Annotated in this window: 13 protein-coding genes; 6 read left to right on the top strand and 7 right to left on the bottom strand. The window is 50.4% G+C overall.

Annotated elements, in window-relative coordinates; genetic code table 11:
* The coding region (locus tag QW520_03475; GenBank protein ID MEM0448866.1) for a DEAD/DEAH box helicase at positions 1-1,838 on the bottom strand (1,838 nt) is incomplete at its 3' end.
* A gap of 206 nt (positions 1,839-2,044) precedes the next feature.
* On the opposite strand from QW520_03475, the gene acsB reads away from it, so the two are divergent.
* The 3 genes from acsB to acsC are packed head-to-tail and all read left to right on the top strand — an operon-like array spanning position 2,045 to position 6,596.
* The gene (gene acsB / locus QW520_03470) at positions 2,045-4,288 is read left to right on the top strand and encodes an acetyl-CoA decarbonylase/synthase complex subunit alpha/beta (GenBank protein ID MEM0448865.1); all 2,244 of its coding nucleotides are present in this window, start codon (positions 2,045-2,047) and stop codon (positions 4,286-4,288) included.
* Entirely contained in the window at positions 4,285-5,271 is a 987-nt protein-coding gene (cdhD, locus tag QW520_03465; protein MEM0448864.1) for a CO dehydrogenase/acetyl-CoA synthase subunit delta, read from the top strand. The genes acsB and cdhD overlap by 4 nt, the downstream gene beginning before the upstream one ends.
* Positions 5,268-6,596 (top strand): acetyl-CoA decarbonylase/synthase complex subunit gamma, encoded by a 1,329-nt coding sequence (gene acsC / locus QW520_03460; protein ID MEM0448863.1) that lies wholly within the window; start codon positions 5,268-5,270, stop codon positions 6,594-6,596. Before cdhD ends, acsC begins: the two co-directional genes overlap by 4 nt.
* Before the next feature lie 113 nt (positions 6,597-6,709).
* Here acsC and QW520_03455 read toward each other — a convergent pair whose 3' ends face one another.
* The 4 genes from QW520_03455 to QW520_03440 all read right to left on the bottom strand — a co-directional run bounded on the left by QW520_03455 (position 6,710) and on the right by QW520_03440 (position 10,812).
* Positions 6,710-7,483, bottom strand: a complete 774-nt coding sequence (locus QW520_03455) for an AAA family ATPase (protein ID MEM0448862.1) — start codon at positions 7,481-7,483, stop codon at positions 6,710-6,712.
* Positions 7,480-8,532 carry a hypothetical protein gene (locus QW520_03450; protein ID MEM0448861.1) on the bottom strand — a complete coding sequence of 351 codons (1,053 nt, stop codon included), beginning with the start codon at positions 8,530-8,532 and terminating at the stop codon, positions 7,480-7,482. Before QW520_03450 ends, QW520_03455 begins: the two co-directional genes overlap by 4 nt.
* Before the next feature lie 69 nt (positions 8,533-8,601).
* Complete coding sequence (locus tag QW520_03445) at positions 8,602-8,736, bottom strand: hypothetical protein (protein MEM0448860.1); 135 nt, start codon at positions 8,734-8,736, stop codon at positions 8,602-8,604.
* 219 nt (positions 8,737-8,955) lie between these two features.
* On the bottom strand, positions 8,956-10,812 hold the full coding sequence (locus QW520_03440) for an ASKHA domain-containing protein (protein ID MEM0448859.1): 1,857 nt from the start codon (positions 10,810-10,812) through the stop codon (positions 8,956-8,958).
* 124 nt (positions 10,813-10,936) lie between these two features.
* On the opposite strand from QW520_03440, the gene QW520_03435 reads away from it, so the two are divergent.
* On the top strand, positions 10,937-11,866 hold the full coding sequence (locus tag QW520_03435) for a cation diffusion facilitator family transporter (GenBank protein ID MEM0448858.1): 930 nt from the start codon (positions 10,937-10,939) through the stop codon (positions 11,864-11,866).
* Between the two features lie 696 nt (positions 11,867-12,562).
* Here QW520_03435 and QW520_03430 read toward each other — a convergent pair.
* A complete protein-coding gene (locus QW520_03430) occupies positions 12,563-13,015 on the bottom strand; it encodes a DUF3795 domain-containing protein (protein MEM0448857.1) in 453 nt (150 codons plus the stop codon).
* A 161-nt stretch (positions 13,016-13,176) separates the two neighbouring features.
* Between QW520_03430 and QW520_03425 the strand changes: the two genes are divergently transcribed.
* The gene (locus QW520_03425) at positions 13,177-13,647 is read left to right on the top strand and encodes a hypothetical protein (GenBank protein MEM0448856.1); all 471 of its coding nucleotides are present in this window, start codon (positions 13,177-13,179) and stop codon (positions 13,645-13,647) included.
* On the opposite strand, the gene purH is transcribed toward QW520_03425, so the two are convergent.
* On the bottom strand, positions 13,641-15,242 hold the full coding sequence (purH, locus tag QW520_03420; protein MEM0448855.1) for a bifunctional phosphoribosylaminoimidazolecarboxamide formyltransferase/IMP cyclohydrolase: 1,602 nt from the start codon (positions 15,240-15,242) through the stop codon (positions 13,641-13,643). The two genes, QW520_03425 and purH, sit on opposite strands and share 7 nt — an antisense overlap.
* Positions 15,243-15,357: 115 nt before the next feature.
* Between purH and QW520_03415 the strand changes: the two genes are divergently transcribed.
* Positions 15,358-16,161 carry a dihydropteroate synthase gene (locus QW520_03415; protein MEM0448854.1) on the top strand — a complete coding sequence of 268 codons (804 nt, stop codon included), beginning with the start codon at positions 15,358-15,360 and terminating at the stop codon, positions 16,159-16,161.
* The last annotated feature ends 150 nt before the right edge of the window (positions 16,162-16,311 follow it).

Below are 16,311 nucleotides of genomic sequence, written 5' to 3'. Positions count from 1 at the left end.
ATACTCGGTTTATCCTCCTCCCTTCCAGTCCACCCTGTCTCGCCAGAATACCCTCCATGCTTAAGAGAAATCAGATAAGTCTCCCCTGGCACTAATCGATAAGAATCGATTTTGGTCCATTCATCTTCAACGTAATCCCATCGCCATGCAACGGCTCCCGATTCAAGGAATTCTCTTAATTTATTTATTGGTATAGTGCAAATCGAATCCGATTTGACCCCAATCAATTCTTTAGGCGGTCCGTCTTCATCATTAAAATCCCACCAGAATACCTGAACATCTTTGTCCTCTGTGTTTCTTACAAATCTGCTTACATCAATATCCCTACCGTTTAGGTCCGGTGTAGTATCAAAAAGTTCATAAATGTCCTTTTTTCGAATGATGTGGTTAGGCTTATAAGAATCAACGGCCTTTAAATTAAACAAAGATTTAGGTGAAGCATCGGTCAGAGTTTTCAGAACTTCCCTCGCTTTATCTAAAGCGACGGAATCATATGGAAGAAAGGCTCCACTCTTTAAATCCGATGTATCAACATCAATCCACCTGAATAGAGAATCTATACATTCTCCATTTCTGTTTAGTCTCCCGAGTCTTTGTACAATGCTAGTCCAGGGGGCCAGTTCTGTAATTAACGCATCGCTGCTTAAATCCACCCCGGCCTCAACTACTTGCGTAGAAACTATAATCCACCCAACGCCATCGTTCACACATGAGGTGTGAAATCCTTCAGCGTGATTAGGTTGAGATGTCAACTGCTGAACCCGACTCAATTTCAAATCTTTGTCTTTATTTATAAAACGTGAATGAAGTAAAACAAGCTCGGGAATATATTTTGGACGATTTTCTTCAATGACTTTTCTTTTTTTCTTTGACTTGGTTTCACTGGTTTTTTCTAAACCATAAATCTTGCTTAACTCAGCATATAATGACTGAGCCCTTTCCACTGTATTTACAATAACTAAAATCCTTGGCGATGGGTTACCGTTATTTCGCAATAATTGATATGTATGATCTATTTCCCTACTTAGATTGGTAATGTAGGCTTCATTATCCTTTTTCTTGGCGGATTTAAGTTGCAGTGATATCGCTTCTACTGTTTTTTTCGCTTCAAATCTCTTTTTTACCTCATCAATTATATCCTCATCTCTTAGCGTAAAGATTTTGTCTGGCGATGGTGGTAAAGGACGATCAGGACTTACCAGCCAATCAGGCTCTACCGTGGCACTCATCCAAACTGTATCACAGCTTCCAATAGTTCCAATCTTGGACCTCAGCCCATCCAATTGAATTGAGGTGACCAGACCATCTCCCATCAATTGGACTTCGTCGAGAACCCAAAGACAATCGTTATTAAGAATGCCGAAGTCAATCGGCCACCTAGTCCTCTTAATCCCATACCCTCGATTTAAAGCACGAGAGAGAAGCATATCTTGTGTTCCAATTATTATTGCATCCTCATCATGGAAAGATTCCCATAAACCATAATCCTCTCCACCCATTAGCACGTTTACTCTTATTCTATTACTAGGACCGTTCTCACATTGATAAAGCCCAAGAGAAGTGAGCACTGAAATACATTCATCCCTTACCTGCTGGACGAGCACTCGCATCGGAAGACAATAAATCAACCTAGAAGGTGTTGCACTTCGTATGTCTTCAGAGGCAAAGCGTCTCCTATAAATCCAAGCCAAAAGGATCGCTAGTGTCTTTCCAGCTCCAGTAGGAAGACAGATCACTTCTGGAAATCCTGTTTCTGCAATTCTTTTCTGGTAAGGGAAAGGTTTGAAGGTCTTTGATTTGTGTTTTATAGCCCTTTCAAAAAATTCTTCGAATTCCAATCTCTCCCACCTTTTCACTAACTAAATCTGAATTTTTAGTTTTTATTTATTGCTAATAACTCTGAGAAAATAATAATGTTACTTGATATGATAATAATATTAATCATACAAAATAAAAATTAGAATTGATGTGATTCGCTACATCTAACCTATGCCAAGCCAAATCACGCAAGTTTTTATAAATGCATATTCTTCGAAGGCCGTCAATGGCTGAGGAGACAGATAAGGAACATGCAGAATCATACATAGCTAGGAAGGACCTAGCAAACAGTCATAAATTGATATGCTCTAATGAAAGCTTAGAAGCTGAGGAGCGGATATCCAGGGAGAAGATCTTCCGCATGGCCGTGGCGGGCGCACAGGCTATCTTATCCATAGCAGAAAGAAGGTTAGAAAGTGCGTTGAAAGAGCACGGGGATGATTTTAGAATAGAGTTCCCGGATACCGCCTACCATCTACCCTCCATACTCGCGTGGGAGGGTGAGGAAGTAAGCAAGCTAGGACAGCTATCCACAGTTCTAACACACGCCCGAACGCTGATAAAACAGGGAACGAGTTACGAAGCTGCCCTCAGCGCGGGCGAAGCTACCATGATAGCAGCCGAGATTATAGAGGCACTAAAGTATTCATCGGTTGAAGGTCAAAGAGCGCCTCTTGAATCGCAAGGCTTCATTCCTGATAGAACGTTACGAGAGCTTGGCGTGGCCCTGGTAGACGATACAATACCTGGGTGCGCTGTCATTATGGGCAGCTCCAGAGAGTCAAAGAAGTTGGCAAAGCTGGTGCGCGAGCTGCAATCGAAGGGGATACTCATACTCGCCACTAAAGAGATCATCCATCAGCTTCAGGATGAGGCAGTGAAGATAGGCCCAGAGGTGCGTCTCTTCCCTCTGGGAGATCTTACCCAAGCGGTTCATGCCATCAATTTCGCCATCAGAGTGGCCTTGACCTTCGGGAACGTACAGAGCGGCGATAGAGAGAGGTTGGCAGCTTACCTGCAGATGCGCCCTAAGGTCTTTGTGATCCATCTAGGACGCTTTGATGATCTAACAGCTGCGATATGCTTCGCCGCTCTTTTTAACGGATGGCCGATAATCACGGACCAGGATATCGAACCTATACCAGATCGCCTGATCCCCCGGACTGACTACGATAGGATAGTGCAGACAGGCGTCGAGCTTCGTGGGATGAAGGTCAAAGCGGGCCTGCTAGACATACCTGTGGCATATGGCTCTTCCTTCGAGGGTGAGATCGTTCGTCGCCCGGACACCTATGTAGAAGCAGGAGGAGCGTCCAGGACTCCGGCATTCGAATTGCTCCGAGCTCGGCTTGAGGATGAAGTGGTTGACGGACGAATAACTCTTATGGGAAAGGACGTGGACGAGTTGCCAGAGGGGAGCTCTATCCCTCTCGCGATATTGGTAGACGTTTATGGAAAAAGGATGGAGGAGGATTTCGAGCCTGTTCTGGAAAGAAGGATACATCAATTCATAAACTATGCTGAGGGGGCATGGCACACCGGCCAGAGGGATGCCATTTGGGTAAGGCTTTCCAAGAGCGCGGTGAAGCGTGGTCTTAGGTTGAAGCATTTCGGCGATATACTGGTGGCCAAGATCAAGGCGGAGTTCGCCAACATCGTCTCTAGGGTCCAGGTCACGATCGTCACTGATGAGGCCGAGGTTCAAAGCTTGTTGCCAATGGCGAAAGAGAGGTACAAGTCAAGGGATGAACGTTTGGGAGGGCTCACGGACGAGGCGGTGCAGGAGTTCTACAGCTGCTCCCTATGTCAGAGCTTTGCCCCGGATCACGTTTGCATAATTACCCCAGAGCGTCTGGGTCTTTGCGGCGCCCTCAACTGGCTGGATGCGAAGGCGGCCAAGGAGATAGCCCCCCGAGGGCCGAATCAGCCTGTCCCGAAAGGCGAGGTCATCGACCCTGTCAAAGGCCAGTGGAGCGGGGTGAATGAGATGATATGCCAGCTTTCGCATGGACGCCTGCAAAGGTTCAATGCCTACACCATCATGGAGGATCCCATGACCGCCTGCGGCTGCTTCGAGGTCATCGTGGCTATGACCGCGGATGCCCAGGCCGTGATCCTAGTGGACCGTGATTTCACAGGCATGACGCCTATAGGGATGAAATTCTCCACCCTCGCCGGTCATATAGGTGGGGGCAGACAGACTCCGGGCTTCATCGGCATAGGGCGAAAATACATACTATCGAAAAAGTTCATAGCCGCGGACGGTGGTCTGCTGCGCGTGGCGTGGATGCCGAAGGGCTTGAAGGAACGCCTGAAAGAGGGAATTATGCAAAGGGCTAAAGAGCTAGGTGAGCCTGACCTTTTGGAGAAGATCGCAGATGAGACCATAACCGACAGCGCCTCCGGCCTGGCCGAGTGGATGGCGAAAGTCAGGCATCCCGCCCTTAAGATGTCTCCGCTGCTGTCTTGAATGCTTCAGGTTCAGAGGATGGTGATGAAGTGGTAGATGTGCCGTTGCCCAAAGAGAAGTGGTCGGGTAAGATAGGAGTGGTGGTCCTAGGCGCCACACCTGAGGAGGGGGGAACGCGTTCAGCTAGCCTTCGCATAGGCGGGTCCACGGGCATGCCTTTCCTTTCCTATGAAGGGGTCAGCCCCAATAGGCCCCTCATTGCGGGGGAGGTTCTCGATGTGCCTTCCGACCTGCCAGAGCAAGTACGCCAGGAATTCGGAGCCTGCGTGGAGGATCCTGCAGAATGGGCGAGATGCTGGGTCGAGGAGCATGATGCGGACCTCATCTGCCTCAAGCTACTTTCCACGAACCCAGACGAAGGCGATACTAGTCCAGAGGAGGCGGCTCGCACCGTCCAAAGGGTATTGGCGGCGGTTAAGGTCCCATTGATCGTCTATGGCTGCGGAAACGAGGAAAAGGATGCCAAGGTCATGCAGGCAGTGAGCAGTGCCGCTCCGAAGGAGAGACTCCTTTTAGGGCATGCGGAGGAAGCGGCCTATAAGAGCATCGCTGCCGCCGCTATGGCTAACGATCACGCTATCATCTCCTTCGCCAACCTTGATGTGAACTTGAGCAAGCAGATCAACATCTTATTGACTGATTTCGGGGTCCGTAAGGACCGCATAGTCCTCGATCCATTGTTCGCCGCATTGGGGATGGGGCTGGAATATTCCTATTCAGTCATGGAACGCATCCGTTTGGCAGCTTTGATGAGCGATGCCATGCTGCAGGTGCCCATGGTCTGTGATACCACTTCCGCCTGGAAGGCCAAGGAGGCCAGCGAGGAGATAGAGGGTCACGAAGGGCTGGAGGAGAGGGCGGTATGGTGGGAGGTGGCAACGGCTCTCGCCGCGCTCATAGCGGGAGGTGATATGCTCATCATGCGCTCGCCCCGCTCCGCGGCCATAGTAAGGAGAGCGATCGACGAGCTTAGGGGGTCATGAGCATGCCGACAGCCATCGAAATCTTCAAGCACCTTCCCAAGAAGAACTGCGGCAAGTGCCACTACCCCACATGCCTGGCGTTTGCCATGCAGTTAGCCAACTCCAAGGCCAAGCTGGAGGATTGTCCTTTCATCTCGGAGAAATCCAGGGAGGAGCTGGCTGCGTCCTCCGCTCCTCCGATTAGATTGGTAAAGTTTGGGTCCGGTTCAAAGATCGTGGAGATAGGAGATGAGACGGAGCTATACCGCCATGAGAGGAAGTTCGTGCACCCAACCGCAATGGCTGTTAAGGTGTCGGATGAGTTGTCGAAAGAGGACATATTGGAACGCGCGAAATGGATCGCTTCATTCCGTTATGAACGCGTTGGCCAGTCCCTTAGCTTCGAAGCGCTAGCGATAAGCAATGACTCGAGAGACATGCACAAGTTCTCCCAGGCTGTGGAGCTCGTCGCCTCGGCTATGGACATGCCACTGATTCTGATCGCGGATTCTCCAGATTGTATGCGCGCTGCAGCGGCCAAAGTGGCTTCCCACAGGCCCTTGCTTTACGGCGCATCTGAACAGAACTTGAAAGAGATGGCTTCCCTGGCCAAGGAGATCTCCTGCCCTCTGGTGCTCAAGGCCAGGGGGTTAGGAGCGATGGCCGAGCTGGTGTGGCAAGCTAGGTCGCTAGGTGTTGAGGACCTGGTCATGGACCTTCGGACTGAAGGCTTGAAGGAACAGCTGGAGCTGAGCCACGCCGCGCGCAAGCATGCTGTGAGGAGGACCTTCCGCGGTCTAGGATATCCCATGCTGATAGAGGCAGGCCAGGGAGAGGGGGCTGTGCTGAGAGGAATGCTGGCCATATTGAAATACGGCAGCATAGTGATATTCGACGATCTGAGCGACGCTCAAGCCCTGACCCTCATGGTGCTGAGGCAGAACATCTTCACCGATCCTCAGGTCCCCATACAAGTCAAGCCTGGCCTGTACGCGGTGAACGGCGCTGATGAGAGCTCTCCCATCCTCTTCACCACCAATTTCTCGCTCACCTATTTCACCGTTCTGGCCGACATCGAGAAATCGAGAGTGCCGGCCTGGCTACTGGTGGTGGAGGCGGAAGGGCTCAGCGTACTCACCGCCTACTCCGCCGGAAAGCTGACACCTGAATCCGTGGCCAAGGCGCTGGAATCCTCAGGCGCCAAAGAAAAGAGCAAAACTGACATCCTTGTGATGCCGGGTATGATATCACGCATGAGTGGGAAGTTGCAAGAGCTTACAGGGATGAGGGTTATAGTGGGACCGAAGGAATCCTCAGGCATACCTAAGTTTCTGAAATCTTTGTAACAAGATATGCGATCACTTTGTGAGATGAGGGCGGATCAATCATTTCGAGCCCTAGGGATGTCCAATCTGATCCGCGATCCAATCATGCTCCTGTAAGTTTCTGGCAATAGATCCTAATGGCCGATGTTGATGAAACGCAGGACGGAGTCGAGCATCGATCGCACGGCATGGAAAGCAGGGTCCGAGCCACTGAGATCCCACACGGACTTGCCCTCTAGCGATATGTCATAAATTTGCTGAGAGAAAGGTATCATGAACGTGGCATCCGTGCTTACCCTCTGTACAGTCTCTTCCACCGAGGAATGTATCTGGCCCCTGATTCCGTTGATCGCTAGCGCTATACTCTTTACCTCCAGCTCCATTTCCTTAGCCAAGCCTAGGAGCCTTGAAGCCGTCCTCACGCCGATGGTTGTAGCGTCGCTTACCAGCAATAAGAGATCCATGTGCGAAGTGGTCCGTCTAGAGAGGTGCTCCATGCCCGCCTCATTGTCTATCACCACGTATTCATAGGAATCCATGGCGTTATCCAGCAGGGTGCGCAGCATGTTGTTTATGTAGCAATAGCAGCCCCTTCCCTCTGGCCTTCCCATGGATAATAGATCGAATCCTTTTCCCTCTACCATTGCCAGGCGCATCTGTTGTCCTAAATATTCCTGCTTGCTCACTCCTGTAGGCAAAGAGTCAATTTGGCGCATGAAATCCTCGCGCAGCTGACCCAAGGTGCGCTCCACCCTGACGCCAAGCATCTCTCCCAGGTTGGAGTTAGGGTCGGCGTCCACGGCCATCACTATCCTCCCCGTTCGCTCATGCAGCGCCCTTATAATCAAAGCCGCCAAGGTGGTCTTGCCCACTCCCCCCTTTCCGGCCACGGCGATACGATAGCTCATTCTCCACCCAATCCGTATTTAGTACGAATCATCTCTGAAGTGTCCACCAGCATGTGCAGGGCGCGCTCCGCCAACCCCTCGTTCAGGGACCCCAAGCCACATTGAGGAGTAAGTAGAGAGCGCTGTAATATGAGTTCCAAGGGAATCCCCTTGGCCACGAGCGCGCCCATCTCCCTCTCCAGCCTTTCCAGCAATCGGACTGGCGTTTCTGAGTTCAGATGCTCCTCATCGTTAGGAACTATGCCCCAAGCGAGGGCGCCACCTCTCTCAAGAAATCGGCTCATCTCCTCCGGATACAGTGATACGGTGAATCCGTAGCTATAGGCATCAAAGGACAGCACATCAATGCCAGTCGACAGCACCATAGGCCAATCGGTGTTGCCACAGCAGTGCACTCCTTTGATGCTCTTCACCCCCTCGAACACCTCGTCTATCCATTTGATTACGCTCTCCTTGGAAATGGCGGCGAAGGGCGTGCCTATGAGGGAGAGCGAGGGCTCGTCCATGAACATCAAGGTGGTAGGGAATTTGGAGCGCAGAAGGTACTCCTGCTCCCTCATCATCATGTTGAGGTTCTTGCGCACTATCTCCGCATAGGCCTCATCATAGATCACGCTCTTGCCCTCCTGATCCACGATCTGCAGGCCTAGGGAGATAGGGCCGGTCACTTGACCTTTGAGCACCAAGGTGGTGGAGGGGAGCTCCCATTCCTCCAGCAATTCGTAGAGGCCATGGAATGAGGTTCGAGGGTGATCGAAATAATGGTAATCCTCACCTAGAACAGCCTCGTAGAATCTTTCTGGGTCGTAAGAGCGCAGATCCACCGTGAGGCGCTTGGCCTTAGCATCTATTCGAATGCCAGGAAGATGCGTGGAATACTGAGCGTACATGTTCTCCTCGAATCCCATGGAGGGCAGCTGAGGCCAGAAGGGTATGCGCTTGAGATGCCGCATCATCAAGTCCACGGCCTGCCTCGGTCGGAGATGGGGCAGGGAGCCGATGCAGGCTGGCAGGCAGTTCCAGTCCATGGCCTTGACTATCATCTGCATGAGAATAAAGCTTTCTTGAAAAAAATCGGGCATCAACCCTAGGTCATGACCATCTCAGAGAATTACGCTCTAAGGCGCGAAGAAGAGCTCAAATTGCAGTGGTTCTGCAAGGCTATGCTCCTCTAGAACGTCCTCGTGAAATAGGTCGAATATGTCCTGCAGAGGTATCGACAGGCACACCTCGGCAAGGTACTGATAGTCCACTTTGAGACAAGGCTATATGATTCTATTCGAGGCATGAGGTAAATAATCGATCGATTTGGCGTAGCTTCCCTTCATATGATCCTTTTATCATGCATCGATTTAGTAGCAATGACGCTATTCCTCTCACCTGCATGACCTCACCAATTCGCCTCGCAATGTGATGCATACTAAAAGGCCAAGATTATAAAACGTTCATGAGTCGAATCTCATGTATGACTCTCAATGGCGAGACTTCTTCGCTTCCATTTGCATCCTTTTCTTAACGCTGGGGAATCTTTCCAAATCCGTATGAGGAAGGAAAGAGGCGGAAGAGAACTCATCGAAGAACTTCTGCATGGTGCTAAGCTCCAAATAGGTCATGTCCTGATGCACCCTCAATGCCTGCGCCCTTCTCTCCTTGGATAGGAGGGTCTCCACCGCTCCCGCCAATGCAGCATTGCCGATGAAGGAGAAGCGCTCCCTGGGAAGGTCAGGCAGCAAACCAATGGTGATGGCGTTCTCGAGGTCCAGGTAATTGCCGAAGCCCCCCGCGACGTAAACCTTTTCCAAATCCTCAAAACTCTTATTCACCGAGGATAACAGGACGCTGCAGCCGGCGTAGATAGCCGCCTTGGTCCGTATGATATTAGCTAAGTCTGAGTCGGATATGACTATCTCCCTGCTCCCGTGATCGGATTGCTGCAGCACGTAAACGTTCCCCTCGTCCATCCTCCTCGTCCTCTTTTCGTCCACGTACTGAATCCTTCCCTTTCTGTCCACAAGGCCGCGCAGCAGCATCTGTGCCACGAGATCGATCAACCCTGAGCCGCATATCCCTAACGCCTTCGTCCCACCGATGACTTCAAAACTTACTTCCAGGCTAGGAGAGATGGAGACTTTCTCGATCGCGCCTTCAATAGCTCTCATGCCCGCCGCCACCTCTCCACCCTCAAAGGCGGGACCGGCCGAAGTGGAGCAGGCCACGAGGAACTCCCGGTCGCCCACTACTACCTCTCCATTCGTTCCCACGTCTATCAAAAGAGAAAGTTCGTCCCTCTCGTGCATACCGGAGCTGAGCACATCCGCGACCACGTCTCCCCCGACGAAGCTAGCCCTACCTGGCACGAAGTAGATTGGCGCCTCAGGCTTGACCTTGAGATCTAAGTCCTTGCCGCGGAACATGGGAGGGATGTTCGTGACGGGCACATACGGCTCACGGCGGATATTACTAGGGTCTAATCCCAGGAAGAGGTGGACCATGGTGGTGTTGCCGGCAACGGATAGGGCAGATATGTCTGCGCTCCCCAAGGACCTTGAGGCCTCCTCCAGCAGACCGTTCACCGTCTCGATTATGAGATCTTGCAGCTCTGGCAAACCTCCTTCCTCGGCGTAAGCGATGCGCGATATCACATCGTCGCCTGCTCTTGACTGCCGATTTCTATCTGCGACCGTGATCAGGGATTCGCCCGTGGCTAGGTCCAAGAGGCTGAGTACCACAGTCGTGGTGCCGATGTCCAAAGCCCCGCCGATGCTCCTCTCCTTACCCCCTTCCACCGCCACCACCCATCCTCCAACATCCTCAGAAGCGGTCAGCACTTGGATTTCATCATGCTCTCGCAAAATCTTAGGAAGGCGCTGGAGAACTGAGAGGGGAAAATCGAGGAACTGGCTTCTCCCCAGTGCTCGCGCCAGCCTCTCCAGGTCAGCTAGGCTTTCCCATAGCGTGGGAGGAACCAACTTGACCGAATGAGCCTCAACTAACGGCGATAATGAACCCAAGGAGTGCGCCTCATAGTTGACTAAAATCCTGTGGCCTCTTCCCCTTGTTTCCTCTGGAATGAAGACCACTACATCCGACACTACATGGCTCTGGCAGGCTAAAACCTGGCTGTTTCCTTCCTGATTCTTGCTTAACGTTTTTTCTTGCAGGAGTGCCTTTTCCGCATCCACCTGCACCCTGCACTTCTTGCATGTGCCCCTGCCACCGCAGGACGAACTTATCTCTATGCCCGCCGAGGCTGCTGCCTCCAGAATAGTGGTGCCTCTGTCCACCTCAATCTCCTTACCTTCGGGCTCGAACCTTATCTTGAATTTCATCCTCGACTGTGATGAGGCTGTCAATACTTAATCGTCTTGTCCATGCTCGATTATGCATTACAATCTAGAGATGTCTTTTAGTCAAGTGCAAATTTCATTTAATGCTAGAAGAAATGCGCTCTTGATGGATTGGCATGAGAGTCATGCGCACTCCCTTAATCGCGGTGGGACCAAAGCCTTGGCCATGGCCTTGACAGTGACACTATCCTTCGCCATACTGGAAGTGGTGGGGGGATGGCTAAGCGGTTCTCTTGCCCTTATGAGCGATTCAGGCCACATGTTCACTGATTCGTTGGCCTTAGCGCTGTCGCTTTGGGCCGCCCGACTAGCCCTCAGGCCAAGCGATGAGAGAAGGACCTATGGCTTGCTGAGGGCAGAGATATTGATGGCTTTGGTGAATGGTGTCCTGCTTGCAGGAGTCTCACTTTTCATTCTCTACGAGTCTTATCTTCGCCTCCAGGAACCTCCAAAAATTGAAAGCGGACTAATGCTAGCAGTCGCTATCGTAGGAGCCATGGCTAATATCGTGAGCGTCTTTATTCTAAGGAGTAGTGCGCACCACAACCTGAATGTGAAGGCGGCCTTAATGCATGTACTGGGGGACCTTATGTCCTCAGTAGGGGTCATAATCGCGGCACTGCTGATATTCTTTTACGGATTGTATGTCGCCGATCCATTGTTTTCCATTGCTATAGCCTTGATCATACTCTATGGGTCATATCGCATCATCTCGCAAAGCGTCTATATCCTGTTGGAGTTCGTTCCCAAAAGCATTGACCTGATAGAAGTTAAGGAAAAGCTTTTGCAGGTTAAAGGGGTCTTAGGCGTGCATGATCTCCATGCTTGGACCATAGCTTCGGGAGTCTATGCCCTGAGTGCTCACATCCAGGTCGAGGATCAACCATTATCCGCCGTCTCCAATATCATGAAGGAATGCGAACGCGTTCTAAAAGAGAGATTCAATATTTCGCATACCACCTTGCAGCTCGAGTCTGTGTCCTGTGGCGATCAGGTTTGCTTCTTCAACAAGGCTTATGATGAAACTGGTGAGTGAAAATGTAATTACAAGTACTTACAATACCAAATGCAATTCCAGTAGCCTATTTTATCTCATCTTTTTATTAGTTCGATTGGTGAAGCAGGCAAGAAGCCCGCTAATGCCGCCTACGGCCCATCGCTCTCTTCCCGCAGGCAACCCGAGCAGATAAACCATTTAGAGACTGACGGGCCGTAAATTTACTTTTTAACAATGTAAAGAAAGGGAATTGCAATTAAAATAATAATTATTCATATATTATTGCTCGAAGTCTTTTTGGAATCTAATTATTTCAATATAATCAAAAAAAGCCTTTGTTCATTCTCGCCAACTTCATTTGGTTCTGCCCTTAGAGTTATGTTTCGATTGAATGATTCCAATCAATAAGCTGGGGATGCGTTAGACTTACCCCTATTTTGAGTTTTATTTGACATGCTTCATGTTTGGGAGAACCTTTGTTCAGGGAACCTCTCTGAAACCTCACATCTGAGAAATTGCTCCCTACAACCATAGCACCCTACCTTTAGAATATGTATCAATATCTACTCGTGGCCTTGAGAACACGAAAGTTCCACCTGACGTTCGTTTCTTTCTAACCAAGCAAAGGAGTCAACGCTGTTTCGCTACAAAAAAAGGATTATTCATAATGGTAGTTAAATCGGTATTAAAACAATATGCCATCGCTATTTCATCCTCTCGGTTTCCTTTTGTACTTCAACGACACCTCCTTCGCATCATCCAATAATTGAACCCTCTGCTCACTCGCTCCTCTTGCTCTTCTGCCCACGTCTCCTTCCCAACATCTTGATAACGGAAGGCGTCTATGATCAAGAAAGGATATGATTTGGCCACCTCGTTCCATTTGTCACAAGGATGATCTTCGCATTCCATGCACACGAAAAGCCCTCTCTCCCTGGCGCATGCCCTCACTTTGCATTCTGAAAAGCCACCACCATCCCTGCATGTGCATTTCATATCCGCTAATTCATTCAGAACGCGCAGGAAAATATCGTGACTCGCCCTCAGCTCCTCCGATTTCCGATTCAAGCGCCCGTATCCTTCATCCTCCATCATGTTCAAGAGTTCTCTGGCCTTGAGAGGTAGAAGTGAGTTCTCTACGCATAATCGACAATAGAGGCCACAATAGGCTATGTTATCATCTGACATGCGAATGGATACGAAATGTAAAATTAAGTCATTTATGCTGCATCCATGTAATTCGCTTTGTTGTAATTACTGTATATTTTTCCAATTAGTTTCGTATATATCGAACTTATGAAATCGATGATACTACGCCCGAAAGGCGCTAGACATCGAAGGTGGATGGGATGGAAGGAAGCGTTAAGGCTCAGACATGTTCGTACGATATCGGCTTGCGTGACGGTGAAAACGAAGAGCTCACGTTCTTCGAGGACGCATCATCCAGGAGCTCCGAATCTGAAGTCTCTGCCATGAGAACCTTGTATGAGTATTGCGCATCTGTAGCGCGGGTGAAATTCGGTCGGGGAAAAGGCGTCAAGTCTTTCCAGGTTATTTTCCCAGGAGTTTCCTCTAGACCTACGTTACAGATGAATTCTGACGGGTGCCTGAAGCTGCTATTCGGCAATCTTCGAGATGACGAGACGAGCTACATCTGCCGTGACGCTTTGGCCAAGAGGCTGAGACAGACCTCATTGGCTGATTCGATACCTCAGGCCCTGCGATCTCAAACAGTTAGTATCGATTCAGGGAAATGGGCGGTGGAGTCGCAGAACCTCATCCAGGCCTTGGAGTACATGCGCTCCAAAGGCCCTCAATGACGGAATATGCGCACGCCGGTGAAAACCATGGCCATGCCGTGCTCGTCCGCAGCCTGGATGACCTCATTGTCTCGTATCGAACCTCCAGGCTGGATGACCGCAGTGACTCCTGCTTTGGCAGCCTCGTCTATTCCATCGCGGAAGGGGAAGAAGGCGTCTGAGGCCATGACCGAACCGCGTGCATTCTCCTTAGCTTTATGAGCTGCTATCATGCTCGAGTCTACCCTGGACATCTGGCCGGCGCCTATCCCTACCACGCGTTCCCCCTTGGCCAGTATGATGGCATTGGACCACACGTGCTTGCACACCTTCCAGGCGAAGAGCATCCCCTTCATTTCATCATCCGTGGGGGAGCGCTTGGTGACCACTTTCAGCGCTCTAGGATCAAGGGGCACGTCATCATAGGTCTGAACCAACAATCCTCCTTTGACCTTTCTCATCTTATATTCTGGATATTCTTCATGGATAATGGGCTGTCCTGTGCGCAATAGACGCACGTTCTTCTTTTTCTTTAATATCGACAGAGCTTCAATCGAATAGTCGGGAGCGATCACGCAATCCACGAAATGCGAGGAGATCTGCTCTGCCGTGGCCACGTCCACCTCGCGATTCAAGCCTATTACACAGCCGAAAGCAGCTACGGGATCTACGTTATAGGCGGTGACGAACGCGTCATTTAGCGTATCTGAGGAGGCCACACCGCAAGGGTTGGTGTGTTTTATCACCACAGCGGTGGGCCTATCCGGGAATTCCCTTAACAGCTCCAACGCGGCCTCCAGATCAAGGATGTTGTTATAAGATATCTCCTTTCCATGCAGCTTCTCGCATCTCCCCACAGTGACCCCTTTTGATAGGGGATCGATATAGAAGGCCGCCTTCTGCTGCGGATTCTCCCCGTATCTAAGGTCATAAGCCTTCTCCACACCCAACACAAAGTTGGCAGGGAACAGGTCTGTTGGATACACGCTCGTTAGATATCTATAGATCATGGCATCATAGACCGCTGTAGTCCTGAAAGCTTCCATAGCCAAGGCCCTAAGTGTATCTTTGCTCAGCTCACCGTTTCTGCTTCGCATCTCCTCTAAGATGGATGCATATCTCAACGGATCGGTCACGACCGCCACGGCATCATGGTTCTTGGCCGCCGCCCTGATCAACGATGGCCCTCCTATGTCGATGTTCTCGATTATCTCATCCAAGGAAGAGCCCTTGAGTACCGTTTCCTTGAATGGATATAGGTTCACCACCACCATGTCTATCTTTTTGATGCCAGAGGAGCGCAACTGCTCCATATGCTCGCTGGAATCTCTCCTAGCCAATATGCCCGCGTGCACTTTTGGATGCAGGGTCTTCACCCTACCATCAAGCATCTCGGGCCATCCCGTCAGCTGCGAGATGCTGGTTACTCGTATACCATTTCTCTCCAATAATGCAGCAGTCCCGCCTGTGGAAAGGATCTCTACGCCAAACTCGATCAGGCCGTTAGCGAACTCAACCAGACCCTCTTTGTCGGAGACGCTCATCAAAGCTCTCTCGATTCGAACCAGCCCAAAGCCCCCCTGATTGATGAGCATACAGTAGAAGTATGCCATCATGATATCGTTTCTAAGGACATAAACTTGACCTTGCAGCGTTTTTCTGATTGGATTGACATTTTTTCTTTAGATTCGGCAATGGGGGCCTAGACCCAAGCAGAAAAATGTTAAATGGATGAGCGCGCTTGATTCGCTCGATTTCATGTATATAATCTCGGAAAGAATCAACGGTCTCTTCAGCTCTGTTTCCAGGGCCATAGATCGACGTGACGCCAAATGGATACAAGAGCATGCTCTAAAACAAGTGCAGTGCGGGGCCCAGGCTCTGGATATCAACACCGGTCCTGGTCGGGAGGATGGGCCGGCGGCGATGGAGTGGTTGGTTCGCACGGTCCAAGAGGTCACAGAGGTTCCATTATGCATCGATTCCCCCGGCATCAAGACATTGACTGCGGGAGTGAAAGCGGCCAAGAACAAGATCATAATCAATTCCACTACCGCCGAAAAGGCTAAGATGGAGAAGCTTTTCCCTCTGGCCAGGGAGCACGATGCGGACATCATCTGCCTGTGCATGGATGAGAAAGGGGTGCCTAATTCCACTGAGGCCAGGTTGGAAATGGCCATGCTCATGGTCACCACCGCCATGGAATATGAGATAACGCCTGACCGCCTCTTCCTTGACCCTTTGGTCATGCCCACCAAGGCGGCTCAGGATCAAGTTCCAAGAGTGATAGAGGCAATACGCATGTTCCAATCCCTCAACGAGCCCCCGGTGAGAACTGTGGTCGGTCTGAGCAATGTGTCGAACGGTGCGAAGCACAGGCCCTTACTCAACAGGACTTATTTAGCCATGCTCATGGGGGCTGGCCTTTCCGCAGCCATATTGGATCCAGAGGACAAGGAGCTAATGGCCACTATCAAGGCGGCTCAGATACTGCTCAATCAAAAGCTATATGCGGATGATTTCCTTAGGGCATAAGTGTCAGAATACTTCTGCTGATGAAAGGGTGTTGCTCTGACGATATCGACGGGTAACATCCCTATCCTGCTTCCATTCAAACTTAGATTTTTAAGCCTCGAGAATTGTGATATAGAATGCTCGACTCAATTTTATCTAGTCCTCCTATCA

Source organism: Methanomassiliicoccales archaeon (assembly GCA_038740345.1).
Lineage (GTDB): Archaea > Thermoplasmatota > Thermoplasmata > Methanomassiliicoccales > UBA472 > JAJRAN01.
The sequence above is the reverse complement of the archived record's forward strand: the minus strand, read 5'-3'. Positions and strand labels throughout refer to the sequence as shown.